This window comes from Ideonella margarita, assembly GCF_038066635.1.
Taxonomy (GTDB): Bacteria; Pseudomonadota; Gammaproteobacteria; order Burkholderiales; family Burkholderiaceae_C; genus Ideonella; species Ideonella margarita.
Genome location: NZ_JBBUTI010000012.1, coordinates 114,847 through 128,464, shown reverse-complemented (window position 1 = coordinate 128,464; position 13,618 = coordinate 114,847). Strand labels below are relative to the sequence as shown.

The window sequence follows — 13,618 nt, the reverse complement described above, 5'->3', positions numbered from 1 at the left end:
GTTTCACAACAAAACGTCACAATATGGGGATGGAAACCATTGAATTCGCGCTGCGGGGCGAGCACATCACGCTCGATGCGCTACTGAAGGCCACCGGGCTGGCCCACAGCGGCGGCGCCGCCAAGATGTTGATCGCTGACGGCGAAGTGCAGGTGGATGGCGCTGTGGAGCAGCGCAAGACCTGCAAGATCAGAACCGGGCAAGTCGTTCAGCTGGGCGACGTGCGCGTCCAGTTGCTCGCCGTAGCCGCCTGACGTCTTCCCCCAAACGCCGTTTTGCTGCCACCCATGAAGTGCCTGCTCATTGACGATCACGCCCTGTTCCGTGAAGCCTTGTCGCTGTTGATGACGCACCGCCACCCGGAGGTGCCGCTGGTGAATTGCGGCACGCTGGCCGATGGGCTGGTGGCGCTGGCCGCTGCGCCCGACATCAGCCTGGTGCTGCTGGACCTGAACCTGCCCGACAGCCGGGGCGTGGCCACGCTGCAGCGCCTGCGGGAAGCTGCGCCGATGCCACGGGTGATCGTGGTGTCGGCCGATGACCGCGCCGAGACGATCATGAATGCCATCGACGCGGGCGCCGTGGGCTTCATCCCGAAGACGGCAGACATCGAGGCGCTGGACGCCGGCTTGCGCACCGTGCTGGCCGGCGGCATCGCCATGCCGCGCCTGATGCACAGCACCGTGCCCGTGCACGACCTGCTGCCCGGTGCGCTCTCGGACATGGGGCTGACGCCGCGTCAGCTGGACGTCTTCCGCCTCGTCATCGAAGGCAAGTCAAACAAGCTGATCGCCCGCGAACTGGGCGTGTCCGATTCGACCGTGAAAACCCACGTGCAGGCGATCTTCGAGCGGCTGGACATCAGCTCTCGCGCCCAGGCCGTGGTGGTGGCTGCCCGCATGGGCTGGGAATTGCCCGCACCTTCGCGCTGAGCTCGGCGGCGGTCGCCTCCGACACCCAGCTCCGGACCTCAGCCCGGCACCACCTCGCGCATCGCATCAAACAGCGCCTCTGCCGAGAAGGGCTTGTGCAGCACCCGCAGACCGGTGGCTTGCAGACGAGCCAGGTCAGCTGGCGCGGTGTCGCCGGTGATGATCAGCGCAGGCAGATCGGGCCACCTCGGCTGCAACACCGCCAGCACATCCAAGGCGTGGCCGTCCGGCAGGCGCTGATCACTCAGCACCAGATCCAGCGTTTGCGGCAAGCCTTGCCGCTGCAGCGCATCACGCAAAGCCGCCACGCTGCCGTAGCACTGCACCCGGGCGCCCCAGGTTTCGATCCGCAGCCGCAGTGACTCGCGGATACCTTCGTCGTCATCCACCACCACGATCTGCATGCCGCGCAGGCTGCGCGGTTGGACAGGCGCCACCGGTGCCACGCGCTGTGCCGCACCGACGCGCGGCAGCATCAGCGAGAAGCAGCTGCCCTTGCCCGGCACCGAGCGCAGGCTGAGCGGCACCGCCATCAGCTGCGAGGCCCGGCGCACCAGCGACAAGCCCAGGCCGAGGCCGCGATGGCGCTCTCGGGCCGGGTTGTCGAGCTGAACGAACTCTTCAAAGATGCTGGCCTGCTTGTCATCAGGCACGCCGCAGCCGGTGTCCCACACCTGCAGCAGCACGCCATCACCGCGCCGTCGCGCCGACACCAGCACCCCGCCACGCTCGGTGTAACGCACGGCGTTGCTGACCAGGTTGCGCACCATCTGCTCCAGCAGCACCGGATCGGCCTGCACCGACAGGCCGCTGGCATGCAGGCGCAGCTGCAGGCCTTTCAGGGCGGCGGCGTCGCGCTCATGGGCAGCCACAGCGTCAAACAGGCTTTGCAGCTGCAGGCGCTGCGGCCGCACCTGGACCGAACCGGCGTCGAACCGCGACATGTCGAGCAGGCCCTTGAGCAGCGACTCCAGCGCCGCCACCGATTCCGTCAGGCGATCGAGCACCGCACGGCTGGCACTGCCATTGACCTGCTCACGCAGCAAGCCAGCCAGCAAGCCGATGCTGGCCACCGGCTGTCGCAGGTCATGGCTGGCGGCGGCCACGAAGCGCGTCTTGGCGGCGTTGGCGGCCTGCAGCTCGCGGGTGCGGTCTGCCACACGTTGTTCCAGCAACTGGCCATGGTGCTCAGACAGATCAAGCGCCTGCACGAAGCGCTGCAGCAGCACGCGCGCGCCCACCAGCAGCAGCAGCGGGCTGACCCAGGGCACCCAGAAGGTGCCCATCACGTGGTTGAGCACGGGCTGCATTCCCAGGTAGGGCAAGCCACCGGTGGCATAGAGGTAGTCATGCACGGCCGCCACCACCAGCGTGCCGAGTGCCACCGCCATGCCACGGCGCGCGAGCGGCGCCAGCTGGCGCACGCCCTGCCAAAGCAGCCAGGCCACCCAGCACAGCACGACGATGAAGCAGGGGTAGACCCACTGCCGCACGAGCACCATGCGGTCCAGCCAGACACCCAGCGCGCCAATCAGCAGCATCAGGGCCAATACGGCGATCACCGCCGCGCGGGGCAAGGGCCACGGCCGGCGCGCAATCGCCAGCGCAAAGCCGGCCACCAGCGGCGCACTGAACACCTGCGCCGCGTAGAACAGGTAATCAGACACCGCCGGCGGCAGGTGGCCGTTGGTGACGAAGTAGGCCATGTTGCGCACCGAGACCAGCAGCCAGAGTGCCCCGAAGTAGCCCAATACGCGCTCAGCCGGCCGCAACCACCAGATCAGCAGGATGAACAAGGCCAGGCCTGCCGCCGCCATGTTCAGTGCCTGCGGCAAGGACACGGTGAACCAGACCAGCCGGCTGAACTCGGGCTGCAGCACATCGGCCGGCCCGAGGGTGACGGGCGCCAAGGCACCGACGCGGTGACTCAACTCCAGCGTCATCAGCAATTCATTGGAACCGGCCCGAAGCAGGGCGGGCGGCACATCCACCCACTGCGCCGGCAAGGCAAACCGGCGCACCAGGGCGCGGTCTTGCAAGGCGCCGCTCAGCAGCTGGCCATTCAACGTGAGCTGCCGGTCCGGCGGCATGCGGTCGGCCCGCATGGCCCACATGGTGGTGGGCACGGCCGGCAAGTCAAAGCGCAGGCGGAAAGTCAGCCGCCGTGAGGTGTCAGTGGCCGTCGAGCGCCAGCGATAGGGCAAGGTCGTGGGCACCCAGCGCCCCGCCTCGTCCTGCACCTCGACCTCGGGCATCACCACGCCCGGCTCGGTGGCAACGGGCGCGGCCAAGGCCGAAGACGCCCCAGCCACCAGCAGGCACAGCCCAGCCAGACACAGCAGGACGAACCCGGACAGCGAGCGAGCGCTGACCCGGACGAGCGTGAGAGGGAACCAGAAAAATGGAGCGCGCATGAAGATGGCCGGGCAAGCAGCCATTGTCATCGCGACCATCACCCTCGCGCCATACGCCGAAAGAGCTAAGCGGCGACCGCCCTGCCCATCACAGCTTCATTTCAAGCTGCAGGCGCCAGTTCACATGGCTGCTGGCCAGCGTGGTGGCGGTTTCGCCGTCCACTTCGCTGATGCTCTCGGTGCCGCGCGGCATCAGGTTGCTGGCCGAGAGGCGCACGCGCGTGGTGGTGTTGAGCTGCCACATCGCGTAGGCGTCAAACACGCGCTTGGTGTTCTGGGTCAGGTACTGGGTTTCGCTGAGGCGGGTGGTGTAGCCCGGCGTCCAGTTCACATTGCCGCCCACCGTCAGCGGCACACCCGGCAACTTGTAGTCAGCACCCAGGTTCAAGGTGCCGCCGGGTTGCTGGTCGAGGCGGTTGTCTGGGCCGGGCACCTGCTTGACGCGCGAGCGGAAGATGCTGGCATTGCTGCGCAACTCCACGCCGGGCAGGTCAGCATCCACGTCGCTGAGCTTGAACTTGGCCTCCAGCTCAACGCCCTGGGTGATGGCATCACCCACGTTGTCCATCTTCGACACCCAGCGCTGGCTGCCGTCGGCTTGCGGGGTCAGGCTCACCACCGTGCGCATCAGGTCAGTGATCTGGCGATGGAACAGGTTGACGCTGAGCATGCCGCTGCCCACCAGATAGCGCTCCAGTGCCAGGTCGATGCCCGTGGCCATTTCGGGCTTCAGATCGGGGTTGCCGGCGCGGTCGGGGTTGGTCTGGCTATTGTCGCCCTTCGAGCGCCAGGTGGCGCCGACCAGGCTGGACAAGCCCGGCGAGCGATAGCTGCGCGTCAGGCTGATGCGAACCTGGTCACGGCCCTTGGGGTCCGGCTTCCAGACGGCGTGCAGTAGCGGCGTCCAGACGCTGGAGCGGTTGCTGCGCTCATCACTGGCAGAGCCACCCGTGGTGCTGATGCCTTCCCAGCGCAGACCGGCGTAGGCACCCCAGTTCGGGTTCACCTGCCATTCGTCCTGGGCATACAGCGCGCTGCGCAGGGAACGGGCGCGCAGGTCGTTGCCAAACTCATTGGCCACGGCCACACCATCCACCAGCTGCTCGCGGGTTTCGGTGCGACGCGCCGAATCGAGCTCGGCGCCCATCACAAGCTGGTGGTCGCCCTCCAGCAGGCTCGAATACTTGGCATTCAGGTTGAGCGATCGCTCGGTGGCGTCCACCGCATCGTCGTAGTTGATCTTGCTGCCGCTGGTCAGCAGCTCGGTGCGCAGCGTGTGGCTGGCATTGCCCGCCTGGCCCGCACCACCGCGCACTTCCAGGCGGCCGTCACCCACCGGCAAGCGCCACTGACCATTCAGGCGCACCAGCGAAAAACGCCAGTCGGTGCTGCCCATGCTGCTCTCGTACGGCAGCGTGCCGAGCACCGGCGCGTCGAAGGTCGACTGGCGGCGGGTGTCGCCCTCCGAGTAGATGACCAACGGCATCAGCATCAGCGACTGGCCTTCCACCGGCTTGAGCTGCAGGCGGCCGGTCAGGTGCAGGCCCTGGCGGTGGTCGACCGAGCTCAAACGCTCGGTGCGGTCGGTATCGGCCGATTCGGTCTGGATGGTGGACGCGTTCGAGCGGTTGTCCTTGAACGCGGAAAGAGCCACGTTGTAGTCCAGCTCGCCGAGCTTGTCGTCACGCGACCATGAAAACCCCGGCTGCGCGCGGCCCTGCTCCAGGCCGGTCGACAAGCGCAGATCATTCAGGCGCTTGACGAAGCCTTCACGCGTGATGATGTTGATCGTGCCGCCGATCGCGCGGGCGCCGGTTTCTGCGGTGGGGGCGCGGATGATTTCAATGCGCTCCACCTGGTCGGGGTCGATCGTGTCGAGCGACAGGCCGCCCTGCACACGTTCGCCGTCCAGCAGGATCTGGGTATAGCCGCTGCCCAGGCCGCGCATGCGGATGGCGCCACCGCGGCCGGGCTGGCCCTGGATCGTCACGCCGGGCAGGCGCTTGAGCAGCTCACCCACGGACGCATCACCGTACTTCGAGATTTCATCGCGGCCCACCACGATCTTGGCCGCGGTGGAGCGGCGGCGCAGCTCGGTGTCAATTTCGCGGCCACCCGTGATCTCAACCCGCTGCGTGCCGGCCGGTGCGGCCGTCGACGTGGTGGGGGCGCCCTTGGCGTCCGGCTTTGCATCCGGCTTGACGGCGGGCTCTGCAGCTGGCGTGTCGGCAGTCTGAACCACTGGTGCAGCTGGCGCGGCGGGGGTGGCTGGTGCAGGCGTCTGGGCCTGGCTGCTCGCGGCACCCAGGCTGGTGAGCAGGGTCAGGCAAGCGGTGCGCAGTGGCGTCAATGCAAGGGTGGGCATGAACAGGTTTCTTTGTAAGAGTGCGCATTTTGTGTGAACTCCGTGAATTAGGTTCCGCCAAATTGCGCGCTTCTCTTCCAACGTGAAGGCGTGTGAACCACCGGCCACAATCTGCACCCGATGCACTCCACCGCACTCACCCCCGGATTGATGAAGGCCTGCCAGCGCCTGGCGCAACCGTGGGCGAACGTCGGAGCCGAGGTGACGCCTCACCTGCTGGGGCATTCCTCAAACTTGGCGGTGGCGCTGGAGCCACTGCCGCTGGTCGCGCGCATAGGCACCGGCACGGCCGTGTTGCGCATCGACGGGCAACACGCGCAGCGCGAGGTGGCTTTGACGGCCTGGCTGGCACAGCGCGGCGCAGCCGTGGGCCAGCCGGCCTCGGCCCAGCAAGCCGGCCCGCATCAACTTCAAGCCGATGGCCGCACCTGGACCACCACCGTCTGGCGGTGCATCGCCGTGAGCCCAGGGGAGCCAGCAGCACACGAGGCGGGCCAAGCCCTGGCTCACATCCACCGCCTGCTGCACGACCACGACGATGACGCCGCGCTGGCCACCTTGCCCGGAGCCGACTGGGCGGTGTTTGATGAACTGCAGGCGCTTCTGCTGCTGCCCACGGTGCAGGCCAGCGCCCCGGCTGCGCAGCGTGCTTTTGTGGCTGAGGAGGCACTGGCCTGCGCCGAGCAGATGAAGACGCTGGCCCTGCCCTGCCAATGGGTGCATGGCGACGCCCACCTCAACAATGTGCTGAACACTTCCGCAGGCCCGCTGTGGGTGGACTGGGAAGACGCCACCAGAGCGCCGGTGCATTGGGACCTCGCCTGCCTGCTGGCCGGCGCCCGGGTGCTGGGCACCCATGCAGCCTGGTCAGAAGCTGCACTGGCCGGCTGGGAATCGGTGGCCGGGCCGCTGCGCAGCGCTGACCAATTGGCCGCATTGGCGCTGTGCATCCGCGCGCGCACCCTGTTTGTCTGTGCGTGGATGTGGGCCCTGGGCCTGAACGACGAGACCCGCCGCACGCGACATGCAGCGCGCCTGGCCTGGCTCGGTTGGCGCGACTGAAGCGCTGACGCCCGGTAAAAGCCGCCTTCGGCAACACGTCAGGGGTGAGCTTTCAGGTGGGTTTGTCACGGGCCTGAAATAAACACTGGCGGGAAATCAGGGTTTCACCTATAATCGTGGGCTTGCGATGACATCTGCGCCCGAAGCAAGTTCGGGCATCGGTTTCGCCGCAGATTCGTTCATCCCCTCTGACCTCCCCGGTTGTTCTACCGGTTGATGGCTGCCACAAGGCTGAAGCTCATTGAAGCTGCAGTGCACCAAGGCAAGCCCTTGAAGACCTGACCAGGCGCCGTCTGTGCGCACTGACAGGTGCGGTCGGTGGCGATGTTTGCCACACCGCGCGTGCCCTGCGATTTACCTGCCTGAACGTCTTGGCAGGGCGGCGCCATTGGAAAAATCATGACTTTTGAATCTCTCGGCCTCGACGAGGCTTTGGTGCGTGCTTTGCAATCCGCGGGCTATGAAAACCCGACCGACGTGCAAGCCCGCGCCATCCCCGCCGCACTGGCCGGCCGCGACCTGCGCGTGTGCTCGAACACCGGCAGCGGCAAGACCGCCGCCTTCGTGCTGCCCGCCCTGATGAAGGTGCTGGCCGCTCGCCAGGACCCCGCCAACAAGCCCAAGAAGGGCGAAGTGCGCGGCCCCCGCATCCTGGTGCTGGTGCCTACCCGTGAACTCTCGATGCAGGTCGCCAAGGCCGCCTCGAACTACGGCCGCAACGTGCCCTTCATGTCGGTGACCAGCGTCGTCGGCGGCGTGCCTTACCCGGCACAGCTGAAGGCCCTGCGCAGCCCGCTCGACATCCTGATCGCCACCCCTGGCCGTCTGATCGACCACATCGGCAGCGGCAAGGCCGTGCTGGAAAACGTCGAGATGCTGGTGCTGGACGAAGCTGACCGCATGCTCGACATGGGCTTCATCGAAGACATCGAGCACATCGCCGAGCAACTGCCGGCCAACCGCCAGACCCTGATGGCCAGCGCCACCTTCGCCGGTGAAGTCGGCCGCCTGGCCCAGCGCCTGCAGAAGGACGACGTCGAGCGCATCGAGATCGCCGGCCACACCGAAAAGCACGAGAACATCACGCAGCAACTGATGTGGGCCGATGACCTCGACCACAAGCACGCCCTGCTGGATCACCTGCTGACCGACCGCGACGTGGACCAAGCCGTCGTGTTCACCAGCACCCAGATCGATGCTGACCGCCTGGCCGACCGCCTCGCGCAGATGGGCCATTCCGTGGCTGCCCTGCACGGTGGCATGCCGCAAGGCCGTCGCAACCGCGTGCTGCAGAACCTGCGTTCACGCCAGCTGCGCATCCTGGTGGCCACCGACGTGGCTGCCCGTGGCATCGACGTGCCGACCATCACCCACGTGGTGAACTACGGTCTGCCGCTGAAGGCCGAGGACTACGTGCACCGCATCGGCCGTACCGGTCGTGCTGGCCGTTCGGGCCGTGCCGTGACGCTGGCAGAGCGCCGTGACGTGGCGATGATCCGCCGCATCCAGCACTACACCACGCAAGCCATTCCGGTGGCCACCGTGGCCGGCCTCGAGCCGAGCCGTCCGGCACCTGAAATGTTCGGCGCCCGCCCCCCGCGTGGTGGCGCTCCGCGCGGCAAGGGTGGTTTTGGTGGCGGTGGCTACCAAGGCAACCGCGACTTCCGCAGCGGCCCGCCGCGTGGTGGCAGCCCGTTCGAGCGTGAGCGCTCGTTCGGCGGCGACCGTCCGCAAGGCGATCGCCCTTGGGGTGACCGCCCGTCGTTCAACCGCAATGAGCGTCCGCAGTTCCAGGACCGCGGCAGCTTCGGTGGTGACCGTGGTGGCTTCGGCGGCGATCGCCCTCGCTTCGAAGACCGTGGCGGTGACCGCCCCGGTTTTGGTGGCGGCGACCGCCCGTCCTTCGGTGGCGAGCGTCCGTCCTTCGGCGGCGATCGTCCGCGTTTCGGCGGCGACCGCAACGAGCGTGGCCCGTTCGAGAAGCGCGCTGACGGCCCGCACGGTCATGCACCGCGCGGCCCGGGTGGCTTTCACTCTGCCGGCAAGCCTTCCTCGGCCAAGCCGCGCTTCGCCAGCAGCGGCCCGAGCTTCGGCAAGCGCCCACGGAAGGACGTGTAAGCGTCCTGGGGGGCGACCGAGTCCCCCGCCGCGTAGATGTGGCGCAGCAGACGCTGCGCCACCTGCGCATCAAACGGATTGCCTGCTTCAACAAACGCGTTGAACGCATCGGCATCCAGCACCGCTGCCCACAGGTAGACGTAGTAGCCCGACGCATAGCTCGGGCCTGCGAACAGGTGCTGGAAATGCGGTAGTCGGTGGCGCATGCCCACCGCTGCCGGCATCCCCAGGCGCGCCAGCGCCGCCGCCTCGAAGGCGGTCAGATCAGCCGGGCCCTCCGGATCGGTCAGTGCATGGATCTCCAGATCCACCAGCGCACTGCCGCAATAACTCACCGTGTCATAGCCCTGCCCCCACTTGTCGGCAGCCTGCAGGCGTGCGACCAGCGACGCCGGGATCGGCTCATTCGTCTTCCAGTGCCGCGCATGCTTGGACAGCACCTCGGGCTGGCTCAGCCAGTGCTCATACAGCTGGGACGGCAACTCCACAAAATCGCGCAGCACCTGGGTGCCCGACAGACGGTGGTACGTCACGTTCGACAGCAGGCCGTGCAAGCCGTGGCCAAACTCATGGAACAGCGTGCGCGCGTCGTCGAACGACAGCAGCGTGGGCTCACCCGGTGCGCCCTTGGCGAAGTTGTTGTTGTTGACGATGACCGGCTTGAGCACGCCGCGGTTGCGAGACTGGTAGGTGAAGTCGCTCATCCAGGCGCCTGAGCGCTTGGTCTGCCGGGCGTAGTTGTCATGCAGGAACAGGCCCGCGCTCACACCCTCGGCATTGAACATCTCGTAGACCTGCACATCGGCGTGATACGCCGCGATCTCGGGCCGGGGCTCGAAACGCACGCCGAACAGCCGGTGGGCGCAGTCGAACATCGCGTCCACCATGCGGTCGAGGCTGAAGTACGGCTTCACCTCGGCTTCGTCAATGTCGTACCGAGCCGCACGCACCTTCTCTGACCAGTAGCGCCAATCCCAGGCCTCGGGCTCGCCGTCCACACCGTGGGTGCGCATCATCGCGATCAGCGCCTGGCGCTCGCGCTCAGCCGCCGGCAGCGCACGCGTCCACACCTCGGTCAGCAGCTTCGAAACCGCCGCCGGCGTGCCGGCCATGCTGTCAGACACCGCGTAATCGGCGTAGCTGGCGAAGCCGTGGGCCTTGGCCTGCAGGTGACGCAGTTGCAGGATGCGACGGGCAACGTCGCGGTTGTCGGTCTCGCCGCCCATCTCACCCCGCAGCGACCATGCCGTCCAGGCCTGCTGGCGCAGGTCGCGGCGGTCGCTGAAGGTCAGGAAGGGCTCGATCAATGAGCGGCTGAGGGTGATGACATGGGCGCCGTCTTCAAGGCCACGCTCGGCAGCCGCCTGGCGGGCCGCGGCACGCAGGAAGTCTGGCAGGCCGACCAGCTCGGATTCGTCATGCAGCACCAGCTGGTAGGCCGATTCATCGGCCAGCACGTTCTGCGCAAAGCGCGTCTGCAGCTGGGCCAGCTCCTGCATCCACTGGGCATACACCGGCTGCTGGTCCGCGGCCAGGCGCGCACCGGCGCGCACGGCGTCGGTGTGCAGGCGCTCCAGCAGGCGCTGCTGCTCGGGCAGCAGGCCCAGCGCGTCACGGCGCGCATGCAGCTCGTCGAGCTTGGCGAACACGCCCGGGTGCATGCGCACGGCGCTCTCGTGGGCGGCCATCGGCGCGGCCAGTTCACGTTGCACGGCCTGCAGCGCGGCGGAGGTGGCCGAGGCCGTCAGGTTGCCGAACAGGGCCTCGATGCGGTAGAGGCGCTGGCCGCTGCGGTCGAGTGCCGCCACGGTGTTGTCGAAGGTGGGCGCCTCGGCATTCGAGGCGATCACGGAAAGCTCCTGCAGCTGTTCGGCCATGGCGACCTCGAAGGCCGGCACGAAATGGGCCGCTTCCACGGCGTCGAAAGGCGGCAGGCCGAAAGGCGCTGTCCAGGGGGTCAACAGGGGGTTGGCAATCAATGCGCTCATGGCAATTCTTGGCTAAGAGGTCGGCGTGGTGTCGCGGAGGTGTCCAGGTGAGTGAGGCGGCCTGATCAGCCGCCGGAATTCACCTGTCGCGCTGGCATGATGCCACCTCCCTCCCAGTCGGCGCGCCCTGCTTTCCCCTGATGACCATGCGAGTTTCACCCCCTGTCCGCGCGGCCCTGCTGGGCTACGGCTTTGCCGGCCGCACCTTCCACGCGCCACTGCTGCGCACCACACCAGGCCTGGTCATTCAGGCCGTGGCCAGCCGCCAGGCCGAGCAGGTGCGGGCCGATCTGGGCGCCCACGTGGCCGTTGATGCCGACCCGCTGGCTGTGGTGGCCCGCCCGGATGTCGACCTGGTGGTGATCGCCACGCCGAATCACACCCACGCCCCGCTGGCCACCGCCGCGCTGCAGGCCGGCAAGGCCGTGGTGGTGGACAAGCCCTTTGCGCTGACCACGGCCGAAGCCGCCGATGTGGTGGCGCTGGCTGCCGCGCGCCAGCAACTGCTGAGCGTGTTTCACAACCGCCGCTGGGACGGTGACTTCCTCACCGTGGCTGGCCTGCTGGCCAGCGGCCAACTCGGCCGCATCACCCATGCCGTGATGCACTTCGACCGTTTCCGCGCCCAGGTGCGGGCCCGCTGGCGCGAGGCAGCCGGACCGGGCGGCGGTCTCTACATCGACCTGATGCCGCATCTGGTGGACCAGGCCGTGCAGCTGTTTGGCTGGCCGACCGGCATCCAGGGCGACATCGCCGCGCAGCGCGACGGCGCGCAAGCCGATGACTTCGCCCACCTGCAATTGCGCTACGCCAGGCGCTTGCGGGTCGACCTGCATGCCAGCGCGCTGGCAGCCTTCGCCGGCCCGCGTTTCGTGCTGCATGGCACCCGCGGCGGCTATCGCAAATGGGGCCTGGACGCCCAGGAAGACCACCTGAAAGCCGGCCTGCTGCCCGACCCCGCCCACCCGCAAGCCTGGGGCGTGGACCCGAACCCGGGCGAATTGCTGCTGGCCGATGACCCGCAGCAACCCGACGCCCTGCGCGCCCAGACCTGGCCCACCTTGCCGGGGCGCTACCCCGATTACTACGCAGCCGTCGTGGCCACCCTCACGGGCGACGCACCGAACCCGGTGCCGGCCACCGAGGCCCTCGGCGTGATGCAGCTGATGGACCTGGGGCGCCAGAGCGCGGCATTGCAGCAGGCGCTGCCAGTCGGGCCGCGACCGTAACGACGGGCCCCGCGGCCCTTTCGTTCATCGCCGTTTTTCGCCGTTCAGACGGCCTGGCATGCGCTTCATCGCAAGGGTGTCGCGGCGCGGACCGGACCTGCGCAGAATTCATTTCATCGCAGGTTCAAACCGCTTCCCGCTCACCCCCACAAGGAGTTCATCATGACCAACACCAGCCGCTTCGACACCGCTTCCAACACCATCCGCTCCACCGCTGCCGCCCTGGCACTGGGCGTGACGATGGCCCTGATGGGCGGCCTCAACGGTGTCGCTGACCAGCAGTTCAACAGCGTGATCGCCGACCAGGCCGATCAAGGCCCGACGCAGGTGGTGGTGATCACCGGCCAGCGCCCGGCACGCGCCTGAGCCTGAACCAAAAAAACGGCCTCAGGGCACCATCACGGGCTGCACGCTGAAGACACGCGGATTCGCCGGATCAACCACCACCCGCACCCAATGGATGCTGGGGCTGCCAAAGGTTTGCAGCCGGGTGAAGTTGACCAGGGTCTTGCCCGGCGCATGCAGCGGCATGTCGAGCTTGAAGTAATGGGTGTCGCCGTGCACCATCAGCACCTGGCCCTTGTACTTGACCGTCTCGGCCGCCAGCACGGACATGAAATTGCGGTAGCCGCTGACCGACGCGGCCTGGCTCTCGTCCACAGACTCGGTCTCGGGCAAATCAAACCCCGGGTCGGCCTGGAACACCACCACTACACCGATCAGGCCCGCCGCACGGGCCTTGGCAAAGCTCTCCTGCAGCCAGCGCACATTGGCTTCGTCGCGCGCCAGGAATTCGGCATTGCCGGCATCGCACTGGGCCTGCTTGCGCGCACTCTTGTTGGTGCACTCCGCGGCTGACAGCACCAGGTTGTTGTTGCTGCCTGGAATGTTCAGCGTCACGAACATCACGCCGCCGCGCTCGAAGCGCTGGTTCTCCACATACGCTTCGCCCGGCTTGCCCTGGGCTTCTGCCGGCAGGCGTTGCTGGCCGAGCGAGCCGGTCTGCGCGTACATCTTCTTGCGCAGGAAGCCCAGGCGCTCCAGCGCATCAAAGCCGCCGTTGTTCAGGCGGTGGCAATCGGTCCATTCGTTGTCGCCGGGCACGTAGAACACCGGCTGCTTCAGGCTGTTGAACATGCCCAGGGCGTCGTCAAACACCTTGTCGTCACAACGCGAGCTGCCGTCCTTGATATCGCCGTCGTAGATCGAGAAGGCGATGTCGGAGGCGTTGATGCTGGCCAGCAGGGCCGGCATCTTCGGCGCGTCACCGGCCTTGGCATAGGGCATGTCGCCCCACAGGCCAAAACTGAAGCTGCCCGGTGCCGCAGCCTGCGGTGCGGTGGCGCAGCCGGCCAGGGCCAGGGAGGCAGCAGCGGCTGCGAGAAGGCGAATCGACGTGGTCCACATGGGCGTACATCCTGCAAGGTTCGGGGTTGCGGCGCACTGTGCGACAGCGGCGTGACATGGCCGTGACAGGCCACCCACGTACACTGCCGGGCCCGGTGCGCCT

The 13,618-nt window shown here is 67.5% G+C and carries 10 protein-coding genes; 6 read left to right on the top strand and 4 right to left on the bottom strand.

Annotated elements, in window-relative coordinates:
* Positions 1 to 29: 29 nt before the first annotated feature.
* Together AACH00_RS16710 and AACH00_RS16705 are read left to right on the top strand one after the other, a co-directional pair.
* Positions 30 to 254, top strand: coding sequence for an RNA-binding S4 domain-containing protein (locus AACH00_RS16710; protein WP_341400316.1), 225 nt, complete (start codon positions 30 to 32; stop codon positions 252 to 254).
* A 33-nt stretch (positions 255 to 287) separates the two neighbouring features.
* On the top strand, positions 288 to 932 hold the full coding sequence (locus AACH00_RS16705) for a response regulator (protein WP_341400315.1): 645 nt from the start codon (positions 288 to 290) through the stop codon (positions 930 to 932).
* 38 nt (positions 933 to 970) lie between these two features.
* Here the strand turns inward: AACH00_RS16705 and AACH00_RS16700 are convergent, their stop codons facing one another.
* Together AACH00_RS16700 and AACH00_RS16695 are read right to left on the bottom strand one after the other, a co-directional pair.
* Positions 971 to 3,223: an ATP-binding protein gene (locus AACH00_RS16700; RefSeq protein WP_341400314.1), complete on the bottom strand. Its 2,253-nt coding sequence runs from the start codon at positions 3,221 to 3,223 to the stop codon at positions 971 to 973.
* 211 nt (positions 3,224 to 3,434) lie between these two features.
* Positions 3,435 to 5,711: a TonB-dependent receptor plug domain-containing protein gene (locus AACH00_RS16695; RefSeq protein WP_341400313.1), complete on the bottom strand. Its 2,277-nt coding sequence runs from the start codon at positions 5,709 to 5,711 to the stop codon at positions 3,435 to 3,437.
* 120 nt (positions 5,712 to 5,831) lie between these two features.
* On the opposite strand from AACH00_RS16695, the gene AACH00_RS16690 reads away from it, so the two are divergent.
* Positions 5,832 to 6,773: a phosphotransferase enzyme family protein gene (locus AACH00_RS16690; protein ID WP_341400312.1), complete on the top strand. Its 942-nt coding sequence runs from the start codon at positions 5,832 to 5,834 to the stop codon at positions 6,771 to 6,773.
* Between the two features lie 399 nt (positions 6,774 to 7,172).
* Complete coding sequence (locus AACH00_RS16685) at positions 7,173 to 8,891, top strand: DEAD/DEAH box helicase (RefSeq protein WP_341400311.1); 1,719 nt, start codon at positions 7,173 to 7,175, stop codon at positions 8,889 to 8,891.
* Here the strand turns inward: AACH00_RS16685 and AACH00_RS16680 are convergent.
* Positions 8,804 to 10,879: a M3 family metallopeptidase gene (locus AACH00_RS16680; protein WP_341400310.1), complete on the bottom strand. Its 2,076-nt coding sequence runs from the start codon at positions 10,877 to 10,879 to the stop codon at positions 8,804 to 8,806. The two genes, AACH00_RS16685 and AACH00_RS16680, sit on opposite strands and share 88 nt — an antisense overlap.
* A gap of 146 nt (positions 10,880 to 11,025) precedes the next feature.
* On the opposite strand from AACH00_RS16680, the gene AACH00_RS16675 reads away from it, so the two are divergent.
* Complete coding sequence (locus tag AACH00_RS16675) at positions 11,026 to 12,108, top strand: oxidoreductase (RefSeq protein WP_423221954.1); 1,083 nt, start codon at positions 11,026 to 11,028, stop codon at positions 12,106 to 12,108.
* 162 nt (positions 12,109 to 12,270) lie between these two features.
* Positions 12,271 to 12,474: a hypothetical protein gene (locus tag AACH00_RS16670; protein ID WP_341400308.1), complete on the top strand. Its 204-nt coding sequence runs from the start codon at positions 12,271 to 12,273 to the stop codon at positions 12,472 to 12,474.
* A gap of 21 nt (positions 12,475 to 12,495) precedes the next feature.
* Here the strand turns inward: AACH00_RS16670 and AACH00_RS16665 are convergent, their stop codons facing one another.
* A complete protein-coding gene (locus AACH00_RS16665) occupies positions 12,496 to 13,515 on the bottom strand; it encodes a hypothetical protein (RefSeq protein WP_341400307.1) in 1,020 nt (339 codons plus the stop codon).
* Between the last annotated feature and the right edge of the window lie 103 nt (positions 13,516 to 13,618).